Source organism: Arthrobacter phoenicis, assembly GCF_047238215.1.
Taxonomy (GTDB): Bacteria; Actinomycetota; Actinomycetes; order Actinomycetales; family Micrococcaceae; genus Arthrobacter.
The window spans coordinates 2731347-2748900 of sequence record NZ_JBDFMK010000001.1 but is presented as its reverse complement, the minus strand read 5'-3'; the positions used below and the strand labels follow the sequence as shown (position 1 = coordinate 2748900).

Below are 17554 nucleotides of genomic sequence, written 5' to 3'. Positions count from 1 at the left end.
GCTCGACGCCCGGTTGCGGGACAGGGGGCAGGTCCAGGCTTAGGACGTCCGTTGCGTCCCGGTGGCGACGACCGGGGGCGCAGCGGTGCGTTCATCGGTGACGGCGTCGGTATCGACGGTGTTGCCGGGATCGGCGGGGCCGTGCTGGTCCTTGAAGATGCGCAGGTACAGGTCTTTGCCGTAGCTGGTCGGTGTCGGTTCGCCTTGCTGCAGTTTGAAGGTGCGTCGTCCGTCCTCCCGTCGTTCGGCCTGCAGGAACAGTGCCCCGGGCAGATGGCGGGTGAACAGCGAGTGGGCAAGGTCGAACATGTGGGTGACAAAGAATACGCGGACCCCTGATTCAGCCAGGGCAAAGATCACGTCCCGGGCTATGCCGGAGCCTTCACGTTCGTTGGTGGCTGCGAAGGACTCGTTGAACAGAACCATGGAAGAGCTGGTGAGCCTGCACGCGATGGTGTCCATGCGGGCCAGTTCCTCATCGAGCTTTCCGCTGGTTAGGCTGGCGTCTTCTTCCCTCTTGAAGTGCGTGTGCAGGCTGTCGCAGGGGGTGGAGCTGAAGTAGTCGGCACAGACGAACATTCCGGCTTGCATCATCAGCTGGGCCAGTCCGACGGCGCGCAGGAAGGTGGACTTCCCGCCTTGGTTGGCGCCGGTGATGATTACTATGCGCTTGCCGTCAGCAGGAAGGTCATTGCCGGTGACGTTGGTGCCGGCCAGGGCGAGGGTAGGGTCGCTGAGGGCACGGGCCGAACACACCGGGGCCTTCCCCGCTTCATAGGATTCAGGTTTGGGTATGCACAGTGGGGCGCCGACGGTTTCGAGCTGCTCACGCAGGTTCAGGCAGCCGATGTAGAAGCCCAGTTCGTTCCGCAGCGCCGTGAAGAAATCGACGATGTGGTCGTCGGCCTGCGCCAGGGCGTTGGCGGCAAGGTTCAGGCCGCGGTCCCGCAGGGCGGAGAGGGCACGGTAGCCTCCTTCGTCCCGGTCAGGGATCTGGAAGGACAGCGCTGAACGGTCCGGGACAAACCACTGGCGCAGCAGCCGCTGGAGCTTACCGCCCGGGATGGCCTCGGATCTGCGCAGCCTGTAGCCCGTGCCTTCGTTGGCCACCCCGAGCCCGGCGCTGATCTCCACGCCGCCCCGGAATTTCAATCTCCGCAGGTGGACGTCGACGGCGTCGAAATATTCGTCGTTGAGCTCATCGGTGATCATCGTGAGGAACCGGTTCATCCCCGGGGACGCGAAGTGCCCGCGGGACGCGCCGGCCAGACGGCGCAGCTCGCGCAACACGACCATCAGGGCGTTCAAGGATTCGATGGACCGGCTCAGCACCGCCGCGGGATAGTTGTTAAAGATGCTGCGGTAGATCTTCTTCTCTGCCTCGACCGCTTCCACGGCCAGGCCATAGAGCTTCCGGACGGTGGCCGGGTGTTCCAGGCAGTCCAAGAGGACTTGTTGACGGTAGATGATCTCGTCCGGCTCCCTCATACCCGCCAGGACCGTCCGCAGGGACACATCACGGAGGAACTCATCGCCGCGCGCCATGGCCTCGATGACCGGGGCGAGGGCGAGGTCGCCGATGATGTCAGGGGCATTGGCAGGCAGGTCAGCCGGCGGTGCAGGGTCATAGGTGCGGTAGAGCAGGAATGCCTTCATGACCGTATCCGTTCTTTGAGCGACTCATAGTTCAAGCCGTATTTGCGGGCCAGGACCTTGGCGTACGCGCGGCCGTCGGCCCGCCGCCGGACGACTTTGAAGGTCCGGACCGAGGGATCCTCGGGCAGGACGGTGCTGACCATGCTCACCGTGGTGGCGCTGACTGAGGCCAGCTCCTCCACGAACGTCACGCACACACAGATCAGGTCCAGGACAACGATGCGTCCGAGCACTTCCCGGCCCAGGTAGATGGCGTCGTTCAATGTGGTGGAGGTGAAGATTTCGTTCAGAATGATGACGCTGCGCGGCGTCGCCTGGGAAAGAACCCGCTGGACCCTGATCAGGTCATCCTCGAGTTTGCCCCGCAGGTCCATCCGGTTCTCTTCACGCTCAAAATGGGTGTAAATCCCGTCCGGAAGGAAAACCCTGGCGCGTGTGCCCGGAACGGGCACACCCAGCGCGGCAAGGTAATGCAGCTGGCCTACGGTCCGGGCGAAGGTCGTCTTTCCGCCCTGGTTCGGGCCGGACACAATGAGGATCCGTTCGGCGCCGTGCAACTCGACATCATTGGTGACCACCGGAGCCTTCTCGCGGACCAGGTTCACGGCAAGGGCGAGGTCGAAGGCATCCGCGGCGCTGGTCTGCTTGGAAGTGACCGATACCTCCGGGTAGCAGAAGCTAAGGCCCGCGTCTTTCAGGGGCCGTATGTGGCACAGATACGAGATGTAGAACTGGATTTCGCGGTCGAAACGGGTGATGGTCGGGTTCTGGAATGACGTGTATCTGGTGCAGAAGTCGTTGAGCCGGTCAAACGTGTCGGCGAACAGGATCGCTACACGGTCAAGCACCTGCGCCTCGACATGGTCCAATTCGACCGGCGTCGGGAGTTTGCTGCGGTAGTCCTTCACCGCACCTTGCCGGAACCTGGCAAACGTAGCTTCCACTTCGGCGGTGTAGTCCACTTCGTCCCGGTAGGGGCTGACGCTGACGTGTCCCCCGTCGATATGGATTTTGTAGGAGACCGCGTCCAGGTCGGCCCGGATCCGGTCGGCCTCTGTCCGGATCCGGGTAAAGAAACCTGACGAGGTGTAGGCGTCCAGGAAAGCGGTCAAGGCCCTGAACCCGGGCGACTGCAGGCCCAGGGCGGAAAGTTCCCCGCGCAGGCCGGTCACGGCTGAACAATAGGTCCGGGCCGCAGCCAGGACCAGTGCCTGTTGCTGCAGCCTGTAATGAAGCTTCCCTGCCTGGGCCAGCTGCTCGCGCACACTCTGCATCCCGCTGCTGAACCTTTCAACCGCATCCAGGCAGGACGGGATTTCCAGATCACGGAACACCTCATGCCGGAAGGCCACCGTTTCCGCATCCCGGCATGGGGAGTGGAAGAACGGGACAAGGTCATACCCGGCACGACCGGAAGTGACCGCCCCGATGATGGCATCAAGCTGCAGGTCCTTCAGGGTCTCCAGGAACAATGGCCCCTCACCATCGGGCACCACCCCGAGAACACTTACTGCCATGGCACCAGCGGTCCTGGCGGTGAACGTTACGGGGCCAAGCGTCGGCGCGGCACCACGATGGATTCCCCCTGTGGGGACTTCTTCGGGAAAGACCGGCATGTCAGGGCTCCGTCCGCCGAGAACTTCGGACAGGAACCATAGGCCGGGAGGCAGTTTGAACCGGGTATCCTGTCCGGTCCGGGCGGGATCCACCGCCTGAACACTATTTTACTCGTCCGGCGAACGAGGCGGTAGCGTCCGGATCAGGACCGGCCGCCGTTCAGGGTGCAGCTGGCAGCACGCGTGCCCCACAGACGACGTTCGCAAGCGAGGACCGCGGCCCCTAGGAGAATCGGTATGGCCAACCAGACAAGGTAGAGTTGGTCTCCGGCGATGGATCCCGCCTGAGCTGGACAGCTCGAACCGCCGCACGGCTGATGGTTCCTGCCTTTGAGACCGAAGGTAGGTGAGCCATGCCCGGCGACCGGGACCGGCCGCGCGAAATCCCCATCCGGCGCCAGGAATCTTCCCTGCCGCCCCTGCCCGCCCACAGGCTCCCCGGGGGTGGACCGGTGCCGCCGGCAGCACCGCCCTGGAACCCAGACCTCCGAGGCGCGACGGGCGCGTTGTCAAACGGTCCGATTTGAGACACCACACAATTCATGGGGCCGTGCTGCGGTCCGGGAGGAGAACATAATGGATCGTGACTTGTACCTGACTGTTATCGCGTTAGCCCGGCAGACGCCGTGGCTCCATGATTTTATGGCCGCCTACGCCCTGTGGGGCGGCCTTGTGCTCCTGTCATTGCTGCTTGTCGTCGGCTGGCTGCAAGGTCGGCGGCGAAAGGATGCTCCGGCCCGCTCAGCGTCCGCGCTACTGACAGGCCTTTCCGTCGTGACCGCAGTCCTCCTCAACCAGCACCTGATCTCCCCACTGATTGGCCGCGTCCGGCCGTGCAACGCCGTCGCCGGGGCCCAGGCCTTGCTGCCGTGCGGGCAGGACTTCTCGATGCCCAGCGACCACTGCATCATGGCCGGGGCGTTCATGGCAGGACTGTTCTTTGTCAGCAGGAAACTGGGAATCCTGGCCGTCATTGCGGCCGCCGTCCTGGCTTTCGGCCGTGTGTATACGGGCATGCATTACCCGACGGACACCGTTGCAGGTCTTGCCGCAGGAACGCTCATCGCCCTCGTACTCCAGTGGCTGCTCCATCGGCCGGTGTCGCTGTTGTTGGTGCGCCTGAACCGGACCCCGCTGGCAGTGCTGGTGCAAGCACCAAGGGCTTCCACCGCTCCACATCTGCCCGCTATCCCGGGAAAGTGACCGAACGGGCGCGGTTACCAGCGGGCCTTGCCCACCATGCGGAGCAGTTCCAGCCCCAACACGCGGTCCAGGCGGGTAAAGGTCGCAAACTTGCCGCCCGAGGCCAGGCTCTGGTCGGTTTCGAGCCGATGAAGCAGGGTCAGCACTGCGGCCGTGTTCAAGTCGGAGCTAAGAGCATGGTCGGCGGCTGCTAGAACTTCAGGCACAGCCGGCGCGGCCGGCATGTCCTTCCAGTTGGCCACCTTGAACCGCCACCGTTGCAAGGTCTCCCCAGCCCGGTGGAGCCTGGCCCGCGACAGAACGGCGGGACTGGCGTAGGGGAAGCGAAGGATGCAGAGGCGAAGCGCGAGCGGATCGTGGTCGCCGGGCAGGCTGGAGTCGAACGGCGCTCCGCACGGAGCAGGAGGTTGCACCGCGCCGATCTCCAGGATCTGCCCTGGCACGGGTGCCCTGGCGACGGTCCCTGCGGGTGCTGCGGCTCTGATGACGGCAGCTGCGGGCCCGCGGAGAAACGCCTCAATCTCCGATTCGGAGTGGCTGCGCATTGACGGCTCCCCGATCAGCGACGCCTTCTTCCAGTCACCTGGGCCAGCCGGCAGTCCGTTACCGTCATCGAGGACGGCCAGCAGCACCTGGATGCCATGCAGGTCCTCAGCCAGACGCCGGAGCACATCAGCAACCAGCAACACCCTCAGTGCCTGAAACGAGCTTTGCCCCAGACCCCGCACGTCTACTTTGACCCGCAAGGGGCCCTGCCCGGCCTTTACGCATGCAGCCGAACCGGTCGACGTGATCGGGTGTTCCTCTATGGCTCTTATGGCTTCCGCAGCCAACATTGGCCCCTCAACGCGAGTCATTCAGGACCCGGATGAGGACATCCTCGCCGCCGTTGTACCGCAGGGTCGCGACCCACAGCTGATAGGGCTCCTCCCCGGCCCTGACCGGCGGGAGCACCCGCGGTTTCTTCAAAGGCGCCGCCCAGCCCGGGATGTCCTCCTCACGGAGGGCTTCCAAGGCACTGGGCACCATTCTGTGCGGAAGTTCGGCCAGGCAGGCCCAGAAGAGCGCGTCCAGACCGTTGCCCTCCCCATACGGCGGAAGCCAGCGGGCGCGGCCGAACCGCGTCAGGTCCACCGCCGACAGCGGAGCATCAAATGATGAATTCACGCCTCATCACCTTCTTTGCCGGTCAGTCCACCCAGCCGGTCGCGCGCAGGTATGCCGCGCACACCTCATCGACCAGGTGGTCGGCCTCGAGCGTGGGGCTACAGCCGACGACCGGATGCCGTGCCCCCGGTAACATCCGGTCCAGTGCAGACGCCCAGGCTTCCGGTTCGGCGTGCCACTGCGGCAGGTCGGTCCTGTCTGTCAGATGCGAGAAGCATTTTTCCTCGGCGACGCACAGAATCTCATCGACCGGATCATCGCCTCCCAGATGCAGGACCGCGACGGGCCGGGCGAGGACGTCGACACCGGGAAGAGCCGGCTCACGCATCAGGACAAGGGCCTGGGCTTCCCCGCCGTTCCCGGTAAGGGTTTTCTCTACCCGGCCCCACCCCACCGGCCATCCATCACGCAGGTCCGTTTTTCCACGGGCGATTGCAGTAGGTCCGTCGGGTTCCTCACGGATAGCCGAGCCGACCGTTGAGATCACATGGACCACAAGTTTGGACAATGCCTCCACCTCCCGCAATCATCAAGCATTGATCACGTAGGGGCCATCAGCATCGTCCGGATGCGGTTTGCGGCGAGCCTCATCACCACCTCAATTCTCGCCCAAACCGGTCACCAATAACAGGCCCTGAGTTCCGCCCAGTTTTTCCTCCCAGCGCCAGGCCCTGACCGTCGCACTCCTGGGTGTCGCCGCGGTCGCCGCCGGCACCCGGCTCCTCCTGCTCTTCACCGACCAGCTCTCAACAGAGCGCTCTTCACAGCTACCTCCGCCTCCGCGACCGTCAGGCTTAGCACCCGTGTCACCCCCGGCCTGCACGCGACTGCCCCGTGGGTGGTCGTGGTGCTCATGTCCACCGGAGGGGTCGGGACCATTGCCGTCGCATCAGCTCTCGCCCTCTCATCCCGCCCCAAGCTTTACCCAACTCCCAGAAGAACGGCCAGTCATGGAGTACGGCCCGCAACCGCACCTGCACCTGCACCTGCCCGGAGTTCTCGGACGGTTCTGCACGTGCTTCGGCCTCCGCATCTGTCCAGTCTCCATGAGTTGCCCCTCGCCCCTCCTGAGATGAGAACCGCGTGGTCTAGATTCGTCTTAGCGTCCCGCGCTCCGCACCGGAGCTTGGGTGAGCACTGGGAAAGAAAAATGGGAGTTCTTTGTGGCCACTGCCTTGCTGTTGTCCTTCGCGGTCCTGCTACTGATCGGTGTGCTCATCTCCGAACGGGCGCATCGAACCGTGCTGTCCACGGCCGTGCTCTTCCTCGTGGGCGGCTTCCTCCTGGGACCCGGAGCCCTCGGATTCATCACCGTCACACCGGGAGATCCGATCGTTAGCGGGCTGGCGGAACTGGCGTTGTTTTCGGTCCTCTTCACCGACGGGATGCGGGTCGGGTTCCGGGACCTGCGCGCGGCCTGGCGCCTGCCCGGCCGCGCCCTGCTCCTCGGCCTGCCCCTGACCCTCGCCCTGACAGCTGTCTTCGCCCACTATCTCGTCGGGCTGCCGTGGCTGGAAGCGTTCCTCCTCGGGGCCATCCTCGCCCCCACCGATCCGGTCTTCGCCGCCGCCATCGTTGGCCGGGAGGAAGTCCCCGGCCGGCTTCGGCACCTGCTGAACGTTGAATCCGGCGTTAACGACGGCCTGGCGCTGCCCATTGTGCTGATACTCCTCGCCGCAGCCGGCGGCAGCAAGACCACCAGCGAGGAGCTGCTGCTCGAAATCGTCCTCGGCATCGCCGTCGGCGTCGTCGTGCCCGTCATCGTGCTCGGACTCGAACGGCTGCCCTTCCTGCAGGCCATCCAGTCGATGCAGCCGCTGCTTGCGGTGTCCATCGGCCTCCTGGTCCTGGCCATCTGCCAGGCGACGCATGCCAACCTTTTCCTGGGCGCCTTTGCCGCGGGCATCACCGTAGCCACCCTCGGTAAGGAGCTCCGGCACGACTTTGAGCAGTTCGGCGAGCTGGTCACCGAGCTGCTCAAGCTGGCAGCCATCATGGTCTTTGGTGCCCTCATCACCCCGACCTTCCTCTTCGGCGATATTTCCTTCGCCGGCTGGATTTTCGGGCTGCTCGCCCTGCTCGTTGCCAGGCCGCTTGCCCTGCTCGTGTCCTTCATCGGAGCCAAGCTGAGCTTCGGCGAACAAATCACCGCCATGTGGTTCGGCCCGAAAGGCTTCGCTTCAGTCGTCTACGGCCTGATCATCCTAGAATCAGGCATCGCCCTGGCCGACCAGATTTACCACCTCGTCGCCCTCGTCATCGTCCTGTCGATCCTCGCCCACTCTTCCACCGACGTCGTCATCGCCCGCAAATTCGCGCGCAGCCAGGAAGGGACGCGTTCAGGCACGAAGACCTCTTGATCCAACTTCAGTAGTTTGAGCGCCTGTTCTTTGCTGTGGTCCCCATCGCGACCTCAGCACCGGCCCGAAACCCCTACCGGCAGGAGAAGAGACCAGATTTCCCCAGGCCGTCCCACGCGTCCCGGCGAAAGAAGTCCAGCCGCACCTCGTCGGACTTCAGGTCCACAACAGGCCGGCCAGGGCGAGGCCCGCGGCTGCTGCACCGACCGCTGCTACGGCGGTGCCGACGCTGTTGGCCAGGGCCAGGCCCGGGCGGCGGGACTGGATGAGGCGGACCGTTTCGAAGCTGGCCGTGCTGAAGGTGGTGTAGCCGCCAAGGAACCCGGTGCCGGCAATCGACTGCACCTCCACTGGTGCGGCGTGGACGACGACAGCGCCCGCGACCAGGCCCAGGAGGAAGGATCCGGTGACGTTGATGGTGATGGTCCCGACCGGCAGTGCGGTTCGAAGTTTGGAGCGGACGAGGCCGTCGACGACGAAGCGGGACCCGGCACCGATCCCGCCGGCGAGTCCGAGCAGGATAACTGTCAGTGCGTTCACAGGCCGGCCTCGTGCCGGGTCGTTGCCCGGGTGTGGTGGCTTGCGGCAAACCAGATCCCTGCCAGTGTTGCCCCTGCTCCGCCGGCCAGGGTCGCGGCGAGGTAGAGCAGCGCGTCGGTGACCCGTCCGGAGTCCAGGAGGGTGTTGGTTTCCAGGGCCAGGGTGCTGTAGGTGGTGAAGGCTCCCATGAACCCGGTCCCGGCGAGCAGGCGGGTGATCCTGCGCCTGCCGGCATCAGGGCCGCGGCGCACGAGCGCTTCGAGCAGGCCACCGAGCAGAAAGGCCCCGGCCAGGTTGATGACCAAAGTGGGTAGCGGCCAGCTGCCCGGGGACGGCAGCAGCGCACTGAGCCCATAGCGGGCGAGGGCGCCGAAAAAACCCCCGGCCATCACGACCAGCACTAATCCAGGGTGCAGGTGGACGGGGCGGTGGGCACGGGGCTCACCGAGGGTTTCCGCGTCGGGATCAACGTCAACGGTTATCGATTCGACCGGCCCGCTGTCTGTCGGGAGCAGGTTCTCGTCCCCGGCTGCCGCGAGGGTACGGGCCGACGCCGTGGTCCCGGGAAGGGGCGGTTCCATCATCGGCTCTCCTTAGGATGCTTCATGTGAGGGGCGAGCGGGACGACCAGGACGGGCCGGTGCTGGCGGTGGGTGAGGTGGACCGCCACGGAGCCGACCAGGAGCTCCTCGAATCGGGCGCCGAGGCCGCGTTCCCGGGTGCCGACGACGATGACCGAGGAATCGGTTGATTCGGCTAGTCGCCCCAGCGCCCTGGCCGGGTCGCCGGCCAGGGTCACGAAGGACCAGTCAATGCCTGCATCCCCAAGGACGGCCCCGAGATGTTCGTTGATCCCGGCGCTGATGCCCTCGATATCGTCATCAACTCCCTCCGGATCGATCGGCAACGCCTCGGCCCGGCCGTCGGGTTCCTCGGCGAGGTAGGTCGTGACGTCGACGTAGGCGCAGATCAACTTCACGCCCAGGCTGTAAGCCATCTCCGCGGCACGGTGTGCCACAACCAGCGACTGGCCCGGGACGACCCCCATCAGCACCGGCCCAGTAATCTTCCCGGGCACGTACGGGTGGCCCGCGCTGTGGGCGTCCTTCGCCGGCTCGTTCATCGGTTCTCCTGTCGTAGGTGGGGCTTTTATTGGTCGTTCAGGTGGGTGCCGGTGGGTCCGTAGGGCAGGCCCGGGTTTTCGTCCTGTATCTCCAGGAGCCGGTTGTATTTGGCGACGCGTTCCCCGCGGGCCGGTGCCCCGGATTTCAGCTGCCCGCAGCCGGACCCGACGACAAGGTCAGCGACAAAGGTATCGTCGGTTTCTCCGGAGCGGTGCGAGACCATGGCACCGAAGCCGCCCTCCACGGCGGCAGTGAGCGTATCGAAGGTTTCACTCACAGTGCCGGCTTGGTTCGGTTTGATCAGGACCGCCGTCGCGGCGGCGGTCCTGATCCCCTCCCGGACACGGTCTGCGGACGTGACGAACAGGTCATCGCCGACTACTTGCACCCGGCTCCCGAGGGTGGCGGTGAGTGCAGGCCAGCCCTCGGTGTCTTCCTCGGCCAAGGGGTCTTCAAGGCTCCAGATCGGGTAGTCCGTGATGAGTTTCTCGTAGTAGCTGATCATCTGCCCCGGGGTGTGGGCGCGGCCGGCCACGGTGTAACTCCCTTCGCTGTAGAACGAGTTCGCGGCCGGGTCCAGGGCGATCGCGATCCCGTGCCGTCCCGCGGTGTAGCCCGCGTCTTCGATGGCGGCCACGATCAGATCCAGCGCCTCCTCGGGCCGGGCGATCGCTGGTGCGTAGCCGCCCTCATCCCCCAGCCCGGTCGCCAGGCCCTGCTGCTTCAGCCGCTTAGCCAAAGCATGGTAGACATCCGAGCCCCAGCGCAATCCGTCAGCGAAGGACGGCGCCCCGGCAGGGGCGATCATGAACTCCTGGAACTCCAACGGATTCGCCGCGTGCTGACCGCCATTTAGGACGTTGAAGTGCGGCACCGGCAGCCTCCCGCCCCGACCCAGTCGCTGCCCGATCCAAACATGCAAAGGAACACCGGCGACCGCAGCGAACGCCCGGGCAGCTGCCATCGACACCGCAACGATGGCGTTAGCCCCCAACCGGGACCGGCCAGGGGTGCCGTCCAGGGACACCAGGGCGTTATCCAGTTCCGCCAAGGTCGTCCAAGGGCGTGATGTCAGCAGGTCGGCTATTTCACCGCGGACGTTATTCACAGCTTTTTCCACGCTTCGGCCGGAATACTCCGTGCCGCCGTCCCGCAGTTCGACCGCCTCATGCGCGCCGGTGGAGGCCCCGGACGGCGCGGATGCGACCGACACGGTCCCGTCGCCGGCCGTGAGCCAGACCTTGACGGTCGGGTAGCCACGGGAATCCAGAATCTGCAGGGCGCGTACCCCTGTGATGTGAAGGTCATTCATGATGTACTCCATTTCCTCATCCTCGTGTCAGGTCCCGCCGGCGGCGGCGACCAGGGCAGCGGCGGTCCGCGCTGCCAGCGGATTCAGGTAGTCCCCGCCCCGCACTACCGGCACCATGGCAGGCGTGAAGCCATACAGCAGCGGATGCCCGGTGGGAATGTTCAGCGCCTCGACCTCGGCCTCGGTGAGACTGTCCAGGACGCAGCACAGGGCGCGCAGCGAATTACCATGGCCGACGAGCAACACGTCTGCTCCGGCCTCCAGACGGGGCCGGAGTTCCCGGTGCCAAAAAATGCGGACCCGTTTCACGACCCCGCACAGGGACTCCGTAGCCGGGAGCGCCTCCGGAGGCAGCCCCTGAAGGGCGAGACTACGCCGGATCACGCCCAGCTGGGTGCCGGACATGGGAGGTGGCGCCCCATAGTAGGAACGCCGCCAAAAGTGGAAGACCTCCGGCCCGAGTTCGCAGAGCAACTCATTCCTGGCGCGGCCGGTCAATGCCCCGTAGCTACGCTCGTTCAATTCCCACACACGAGCGACCGGAACACCGGGGCTTCCTAGCTCTTTCAGTACGATGCGAGCGGTATCCACCGTGCGCCTAAGCGTCGACGTGTAGACGATGTCGGGGATGAGCGCCGCAGAGGCCAGCATTGCTCCAGCCTGGACTGCTTCGGCTTTGCCGGCAGCGCTCAGGGGTGGGTCCAGCAGGCCGGTGAAACGATCTTCGGCATTCAGGACGCTCTGGCCGTGGCGGAGTACCAAGAGTTTGCCTGGTGCTTGCATGGCTCACCTACCTTCGTATCAGCAAAGGTAGGAACCATTAGCCAAAGGGCGGTTCGAACACCACGCACCTCACGTGCGGTGTTCCGGCGGGATCCATCACCGTCAACAGAGACTACAGGGACACCGCGGCTGCCGCCACATGTGACGCACCTAGTTCGGCATCCCACGGCCCTGCGCGTCCTTGGAACCGGCATCGCCGATGAGGAAAAGAGGCAGTCCCCAGCCCGCGAAGAAGCCCACCGCCTCAATCCAGGAAGTGTTCTCCTCCGCTCCGGCCGGGGCGCCACGATCGGTCATGGACTCGGTCAGTCGCCGTATCCTGTCCCTGATTCCCAGCAACCGGGAGGCCACCTCGTGCCGGAGCGACTCGGAAAGAGGGCGGCGCCCGGCCAGATGGAACCGACACAGCAGCGCCAGTTCCCCGGCACCGTCCGGCATGTCAGGGTCACAATCCGGGCAGACCCTGGTCCGCCATAGCGCCGATGTTTCCCTGAACCAGGTCTTGGTGTACGCCAAGCTGTTCGCCTCGGCGGTGAGAGCCTCTGTGTTCGAGTTCGCGTAGCCCATCCTCAGGCCCGGCAGTTCCGGGGAGGCCATATCCGCGCAGATCCTGCACGGCCCGACGGGGAGAAGCACCTCATCCGGATGCCTGTGCAGCAGGGAGCCTCTCCGGGCGAGCCCGTCCGCGACGTGTTCCAGGAGGTCCTCGTAAAGGACGGTGACGTCGAAGGGCTGGTGCCCTCCCCGGGCACCAGCGCCGGCCTGCCATAGTTCGACCTCCACCACGGCGTAGGCCCACGCGTGCCGCGGGCACAGCCCCAGGGAAGCACGGAGCAGCCGCCTCATGTTGCCGTCCATGATGTCCCCATGAATGAACGACCACAGCTGGCGAACTTCCTCCACCGACAGCTCCAACGCCGCCGCGGGCACCAAAGCCCCGGTCAGGCGGTCACGTTCGCATGTCCCCGGCTCCACCGGCCTTTTCCATGCCTTATCCCCAGTAACCATCTCGCCTCCACACCCGATGCAGGAGCCATCAGCATCACAAACCATTGGAGCCAGCCCATCGCCGGGCCCGACCGCGTCCATCTCTGCAACACAAGGCTAAACCCGCCAGTCCCTCCCGAACATGAGCCGCCGTGCACGGGCACCGCCGGAAGGCAACAGCACAGCTACCCCACCTACGGGCGCGGGGACGCCGCCATCAGAACCAATACGATCCGGGACCGCCGAACGGCCGCGGAGGGAGGCCACCCTTAAGCCCCATTCGTGCCGCAGTCACGGGGAGCGTGGCCCTGTAGACTGAAAAGAGGTGAGCCGGGAAGTCTGGTCGGCAGTGTTTTTGTCGACTCAACTTCCGAGGATTCCTTCATGAGCCAGAAACTTCCCACCCCGCCCCCTCCGAGATTCACCGTCTTTGGGCGGGGTAACTATGCGGAGTCACTGCGCATCGGCGAAATCCTGCGCAAAGAAACCGTCGGCGGTGTCCTCCTGGTGGCGGCCGCTGTCCTTGCGTTGATCTGGGCCAACTCTCCGGTGTCGGAGAGCTACTTCGCCCTCAGGGACTTCAAGATTGGCTACGAGCCCTGGCATCTTGAGCTGAGCCTGGGCGCCTGGGCGGCCGACGGGCTGCTGGCGGTCTTCTTCTTCCTTGTGGGACTGGAGCTTAAACGGGAGTTTGTAGCCGGGGACCTGAGGGAGCTCAACAAATCGGTTGTTCCCGTCACGGCCGCAGTAGGCGGCGTGGTGGTTCCGGCTCTCGTTTACGCAGCGCTGAATGTCGCCAGCCCGGAGTCTCTTCGCGGCTGGGCCATTCCGACGGCCACCGACATTGCCTTCGCCGTCGCGGTCCTGGCTATCGTCGGGTCGCACCTGCCGAGCGCCCTCCGGATCTTCCTCCTGACCCTTGCCGTCGTTGACGATCTGATCGCTATCGGCATCATCGCATTCTTCTACTCCAGCGACATTCAGGCCGCGCCCCTGCTGTGGGCACTGATCCCGTTCGGGCTCTACGCGTTCCTGGCCCAGAAATACCGGCTGTACTTCAGGATTAAGGCCGCTGCCGCGTGGCTGATTCTGCTGCCTCTGGGGACGGTGGTGTGGGCCCTGGTGCACGCCTCGGGAATCCACGCGACCGTTGCGGGCGTCCTGCTTGGATTTGCGGTCCCGGTCCTGCGCTCCAAGGCCAGCGGTGGTCCGGACACAGGGCCTGGCTTGGCCGAGGTTTTCGAGCACCGGTTCCGCCCGCTCTCCGCGGGCGTGGCCGTGCCCGTCTTCGCTTTCTTCTCCGCTGGCGTGGCCGTCGGAGGCTGGGACGGCCTGGTCTCGGCACTGACGGATCCGGTGGCGGCGGGCATCATCTTGGCGCTGGTACTCGGCAAGCCGGCCGGGATTCTTGGAACCACGTGGCTCCTCACTAAGGTCACCAAGGCGGCTCTGGACAACTCGTTCAAATGGATCGACGTCCTCGGCGTCTCCCTGTTGGCGGGCATCGGTTTTACCGTATCGCTTCTTATTGCGGAGCTGAGCTTCGGCAACGGCAGCTTGCACGACGACCACGCGAAGGTAGGGATCCTCGCAGCGTCCGTCCTGGCAGCGCTGCTGGCCGTCGCCGTGCTGCGGGTCAGGAATCGGCAGTACCGGCGCACCCGTGAGGCCGAAATGATCGATTCTGATCACGACGGCATCCCCGACCTCTACGAACCCCGCGACCCTTCCTGACCCTTCCGCCACACCCGGCAAGTCCCGGCCCACGGCCACAGGAAGGAACCGGCCATGACACCACAGCCCTCCGGACCAGACCCGATACCCGCGAAGCCTGTGCCGTGGCACGCCATGGGTTCTGACGCCGTTTTTGCCGGGTTGTCGTCCGGCCCGGACGGGCTGGGCGCCGCTGAGGCCTCCAGCCGGCTGACCGACGTTGGGCCGAACGAACTGAGTTTCGCCGGAGCCACCCCATGGTGGCGGGTCTTGTTGCGGCAATTCATCAGCCCGCTGATCGGAATCCTTCTGGCCGCCGCTGTGGTCACCCTCCTCCAGCGGCACTGGGTGGACTCCGGCGCGATCTTTCTGGTTCTGTGCATCAACGCAGCCCTGGGTTTCGTTCAGGAGCGTAAAGCAGAGGCGGACGTCCGGGCGTTGCAGTCACTTTCCACGCCTTCCTGCCGGGCGTTGCGGGACGGCATCGAACAGACGGTCCCCGGACGTGACATCGTCCCCGGCGATGTCGTCCTCCTCGAAAGCGGAGAACGGGTCCCGGCCGATCTTCGCCTCTTCGACACCAACGGCCTTCAGCTCGACGAGTCCATGCTCACGGGAGAGCCGTTCGCCGCCACCAAGCACCCGGATCAGCTGCCGGCCGATACGGGTGTCGCGGACCGGGCAAATATTGCTTTCAGCGGCACGTTCGTGGGCAGCGGCCGCGGCAGGGGCGTTGTGATTGCGACCGGTCCAAGAACCGCGCTGGGTGAAATCAACGCCCTCGTTCAAGGCCCGCCCGGCAAATCACCGCTGCAACTGCTCACTCACAGCCTGGAACGGCGCATCGGTTTGATCGTGCTGGCCGCACTCGTCTTTATCTTCATTGCCGGACTGGTCCTCGGCAACGACGTCTCCACCATGTTCCGCACTTCTGTCGGGCTGGCGGTGGCGACCATCCCCGAGTCCCTCCCCATCGTCCTGACCGTCGCGCTCAGCCTAGGCGTCTCACGGATGGCGAAACGGAACGCCATCATCCGCACGCTCCCCGCCGTGGAAACGCTAGGCTCCACCGATGTCATCGGATCCGACAAGACCGGGACCCTGACAGAGAACCGGTTGACCGTGGAAAAGATCTGGACCACGGCAGGCCTGGTGGACATAACTGTCGCGCCCGGCAACGGCCAGCCCTCCGAACCGAAGCTCGTCCGGGCCGTGCTGCGCGCCGGTGCACTGACCAACGAGGCGACACTCTCCTCGGAGGAGGAAGACCTGGAATACTCCGGCGACGCGGTCGACGCCGCCATGGCGAAAGCCGCCGTCGCCCGCGGTGCCATCAGCGAGCAGACCCGTACCGCCCCACCACTGGCCCACCAGCCCTATGAACCCCACCTGCGGTACTCGCAAACTGTGCACGTCGATGACCACGGCGGCCGCATCCTGTATGTCAAAGGCTCCCCCGAAGCAGTGCTGGACGCCGCCGCCACCATGGCCCGCGGGGACGGCGACGGCCCGCTGGACAGGGCGTTGATCCACACGGCCAACGAGGCGCTGGGGCGGGACGGTCTGCGGGTCATCGCCACCGCGTCCCGGACGCTGGCAGAGAGCGAAAAGCTGTGTTCTCCGCTCCCGGCGCCCTCCGGGCTGACGTTCCTGGGCTTGGAAGGAATGACCGACCCGCCGAGGCCCGGCGTGGCCGAGGCCATCGCAAAGTGCAGGCGCGCCGGGATCAAAGTCATCATGATCACCGGAGACCATCCCGCGACCGCGACTGCCATCGCCGGCCGGCTCGGGCTCCCGATCGACAAACCCGCACTGACCGGCGTCGAAATGGCGGAGTTGGATGACCATCTACTCTCCGCGCGCCTCGAGCAAGCCAGTGTGGCGGCCCGGGTCTCCCCGGTGGAAAAACTCAGGATCGTACACGCTCTGCAGAGTGCCGGCCGGGTCGTCGCTGTCACCGGCGACGGCGTCAATGATGCCCCGGCCCTCAAAGCAGCAGCGATCGGCGTCGCGATGGGCAGGTCCGGCACGGACGTGGCCCGCGAAGCAGCCGACGTCGTGCTGACCGACGATAACTTCGTCACCATCGTCCATGCCGTGGAAGAAGGCAGGATAACTTTCGCCGCCATCCGTAAAACCACGTACTTCCTGCTCTCCACCGGGGCTGCAGCGCTGGTGGCCGTGACGCTGAGCGTCTTCGCCGGGACGCCTCTGCTGTTCCTGCCCGTGCAGATGTTGTGGATGAACGTGGTAACCAACGGCGTGCAGGACATCGCCCTGGCCTTCGAAGCGGCGGAGGGCGATGAACTCGCCCGCCCGCCCCGTCTACCGTCTGAGGGCATCCTCTCCCGCACCCTCTGGTTCCGGGCCGGCATCACCGGCGCCTGGATGGCCTTGGCCGTGATTCTGAGCTTCATCGTGGAACTGCACGCCGGGTACCCCGAAATCCACGCCCGAACCCTCGCACTGACCATGTTCGTCATGCTCAGCTTGTTTCAGGTCTTCAGCTCCCGGGCCGAGAACAAGTCCCTCTTCCAACTCAAGCTGCACGGCAACAAACCCCTCCTCTACACCTCACTGGCCGCCCTCACCCTCCACTGGGCCGCCATGACCTGGCCCGTCACCGCCGGGCTGCTGGAGCTCACGCCCCTGAACGCGTGGGAATGGCTCCTCTGCGCGGCCGTCGGCTCCACCGTACTGATCATTGTGGAGGCAGAAAAAGCGGTACGTCGCTGGGCGCACCGGAACGAGGTCCCCGTCCACCAGCAGCCGCCGAGATGAGACGCCGAAGCGTGCCCCGAGCACTTCCCACACGCGCAGCGCGACCCTCAGTTCGAAATGGGAGGGCCTTTAGTTGGCCTCCATTGTGTGATTGTGCTTGCTTCGCAGTGTCCGCAAGGAAGATCCTGTGTAGCTAAGGTCTGAAAGCCTACGTCTTGTCTCGTGACCATGATTCCGTGAGGGATTGAACTCGACAGGTTGGACGCCGCCCGGTTGGACGGCCTTTTGGCCGACCCTGAGACCGCCGGTGCGGTTGTGACGGTATAGGCGGCCCCGGCTGAGTCTGTTTCGTCTGTTGGAATAAGACTGTTG

15 protein-coding genes and 3 riboswitches are annotated in these 17554 nt (G+C 65.2%); of the genes, 4 read left to right on the top strand and 11 right to left on the bottom strand.

The window, feature by feature from the left end; genetic code table 11:
• Nucleotides 1–39: 39 nt before the first annotated feature.
• Both ABC337_RS12970 and ABC337_RS12965 read right to left on the bottom strand, forming a co-directional pair.
• Nucleotides 40–1656 carry a MutS-related protein gene (locus ABC337_RS12970; protein ID WP_412883614.1) on the bottom strand — a complete coding sequence of 539 codons (1617 nt, stop codon included), beginning with the start codon at nt 1654–1656 and terminating at the stop codon, nt 40–42.
• Nucleotides 1653–3365, bottom strand: coding sequence for a MutS-related protein (locus ABC337_RS12965; RefSeq protein ID WP_412893235.1), 1713 nt, complete (start codon nt 3363–3365; stop codon nt 1653–1655). The genes ABC337_RS12970 and ABC337_RS12965 overlap by 4 nt, the downstream gene beginning before the upstream one ends.
• A gap of 167 nt (nt 3366–3532) precedes the next feature.
• Nucleotides 3533–3606, top strand: a riboswitch (Fluoride riboswitch).
• A 242-nt stretch (nt 3607–3848) separates the two neighbouring features.
• Between ABC337_RS12965 and ABC337_RS12960 the strand changes: the two genes are divergently transcribed.
• The gene (locus ABC337_RS12960) at nt 3849–4475 is read left to right on the top strand and encodes a phosphatase PAP2 family protein (protein WP_412883616.1); all 627 of its coding nucleotides are present in this window, start codon (nt 3849–3851) and stop codon (nt 4473–4475) included.
• A gap of 14 nt (nt 4476–4489) precedes the next feature.
• Here the strand turns inward: ABC337_RS12960 and ABC337_RS12955 are convergent, their stop codons facing one another.
• From ABC337_RS12955 to ABC337_RS12945, 3 genes are all read right to left on the bottom strand, one after another.
• The gene (locus tag ABC337_RS12955; RefSeq protein WP_412883617.1) at nt 4490–5164 is read right to left on the bottom strand and encodes a cysteine--tRNA ligase; all 675 of its coding nucleotides are present in this window, start codon (nt 5162–5164) and stop codon (nt 4490–4492) included.
• A gap of 154 nt (nt 5165–5318) precedes the next feature.
• Nucleotides 5319–5642: a hypothetical protein gene (locus tag ABC337_RS12950; protein ID WP_412883618.1), complete on the bottom strand. Its 324-nt coding sequence runs from the start codon at nt 5640–5642 to the stop codon at nt 5319–5321.
• Nucleotides 5643–5664: 22 nt separating this feature from the next.
• A complete protein-coding gene (locus tag ABC337_RS12945; protein ID WP_412883619.1) occupies nt 5665–6150 on the bottom strand; it encodes an inorganic diphosphatase in 486 nt (161 codons plus the stop codon).
• A gap of 30 nt (nt 6151–6180) precedes the next feature.
• Nucleotides 6181–6246, bottom strand: a riboswitch (Fluoride riboswitch).
• A 559-nt stretch (nt 6247–6805) separates the two neighbouring features.
• Here ABC337_RS12945 and ABC337_RS12940 point away from each other — a divergent pair.
• Nucleotides 6806–8002 carry a cation:proton antiporter gene (locus ABC337_RS12940; protein WP_412883620.1) on the top strand — a complete coding sequence of 399 codons (1197 nt, stop codon included), beginning with the start codon at nt 6806–6808 and terminating at the stop codon, nt 8000–8002.
• A gap of 156 nt (nt 8003–8158) precedes the next feature.
• Here the strand turns inward: ABC337_RS12940 and ABC337_RS12935 are convergent, their stop codons facing one another.
• The 6 genes from ABC337_RS12935 to ABC337_RS12910 all read right to left on the bottom strand — a co-directional run bounded on the left by ABC337_RS12935 (nt 8159) and on the right by ABC337_RS12910 (nt 12607).
• Nucleotides 8159–8533 carry a fluoride efflux transporter FluC gene (locus ABC337_RS12935; protein WP_412884932.1) on the bottom strand — a complete coding sequence of 125 codons (375 nt, stop codon included), beginning with the start codon at nt 8531–8533 and terminating at the stop codon, nt 8159–8161.
• A gap of 5 nt (nt 8534–8538) precedes the next feature.
• The gene (locus ABC337_RS12930) at nt 8539–9126 is read right to left on the bottom strand and encodes a fluoride efflux transporter FluC (protein ID WP_412883621.1); all 588 of its coding nucleotides are present in this window, start codon (nt 9124–9126) and stop codon (nt 8539–8541) included.
• Nucleotides 9123–9665, bottom strand: coding sequence for a universal stress protein (locus tag ABC337_RS12925; RefSeq protein ID WP_412883622.1), 543 nt, complete (start codon nt 9663–9665; stop codon nt 9123–9125). Before ABC337_RS12925 ends, ABC337_RS12930 begins: the two co-directional genes overlap by 4 nt.
• Nucleotides 9666–9691: 26 nt before the next feature.
• The gene (eno, locus tag ABC337_RS12920) at nt 9692–10978 is read right to left on the bottom strand and encodes a phosphopyruvate hydratase (RefSeq protein WP_412883623.1); all 1287 of its coding nucleotides are present in this window, start codon (nt 10976–10978) and stop codon (nt 9692–9694) included.
• A gap of 27 nt (nt 10979–11005) precedes the next feature.
• Nucleotides 11006–11761: a 2,3-bisphosphoglycerate-dependent phosphoglycerate mutase gene (locus ABC337_RS12915; protein ID WP_412883624.1), complete on the bottom strand. Its 756-nt coding sequence runs from the start codon at nt 11759–11761 to the stop codon at nt 11006–11008.
• Between the two features lie 21 nt (nt 11762–11782).
• Nucleotides 11783–11871, bottom strand: a riboswitch (Fluoride riboswitch).
• Between the two features lie 40 nt (nt 11872–11911).
• Entirely contained in the window at nt 11912–12607 is a 696-nt protein-coding gene (locus tag ABC337_RS12910; RefSeq protein ID WP_412893234.1) for a hypothetical protein, read from the bottom strand.
• Nucleotides 12608–13132: 525 nt separating this feature from the next.
• Here ABC337_RS12910 and nhaA point away from each other — a divergent pair.
• On the top strand, nt 13133–14482 hold the full coding sequence (gene nhaA / locus ABC337_RS12905) for a Na+/H+ antiporter NhaA (RefSeq protein WP_412883626.1): 1350 nt from the start codon (nt 13133–13135) through the stop codon (nt 14480–14482).
• 54 nt (nt 14483–14536) lie between these two features.
• The gene (locus ABC337_RS12900; protein WP_412883627.1) at nt 14537–17242 is read left to right on the top strand and encodes a cation-translocating P-type ATPase; all 2706 of its coding nucleotides are present in this window, start codon (nt 14537–14539) and stop codon (nt 17240–17242) included.
• The last annotated feature ends 312 nt before the right edge of the window (nt 17243–17554 follow it).

Bases quoted from the DNA above. Each gene is read 5' to 3' on its own strand.
- ABC337_RS12960 (WP_412883616.1), top strand. From the start codon at position 3,849: ATGGATCGTGACTTGTACCTGACTGTTATCGCGTTAGCCCGGCAGACG.
- ABC337_RS12930 (WP_412883621.1), bottom strand. From the start codon at position 9,126: ATGATGGAACCGCCCCTTCCCGGGACCACGGCGTCGGCCCGTACCCTC.
- ABC337_RS12910 (WP_412893234.1), bottom strand. From the start codon at position 12,607: ATGAGGCGGCTGCTCCGTGCTTCCCTGGGGCTGTGCCCGCGGCACGCG.
- ABC337_RS12925 (WP_412883622.1), bottom strand. From the start codon at position 9,665: ATGAACGAGCCGGCGAAGGACGCCCACAGCGCGGGCCACCCGTACGTG.
- nhaA (WP_412883626.1), top strand. From the start codon at position 13,133: ATGAGCCAGAAACTTCCCACCCCGCCCCCTCCGAGATTCACCGTCTTT.
- ABC337_RS12900 (WP_412883627.1), top strand. From the start codon at position 14,537: ATGACACCACAGCCCTCCGGACCAGACCCGATACCCGCGAAGCCTGTG.
- ABC337_RS12915 (WP_412883624.1), bottom strand. From the start codon at position 11,761: ATGCAAGCACCAGGCAAACTCTTGGTACTCCGCCACGGCCAGAGCGTC.
- eno (WP_412883623.1), bottom strand. From the start codon at position 10,978: ATGAATGACCTTCACATCACAGGGGTACGCGCCCTGCAGATTCTGGAT.
- ABC337_RS12970 (WP_412883614.1), bottom strand. From the start codon at position 1,656: ATGAAGGCATTCCTGCTCTACCGCACCTATGACCCTGCACCGCCGGCT.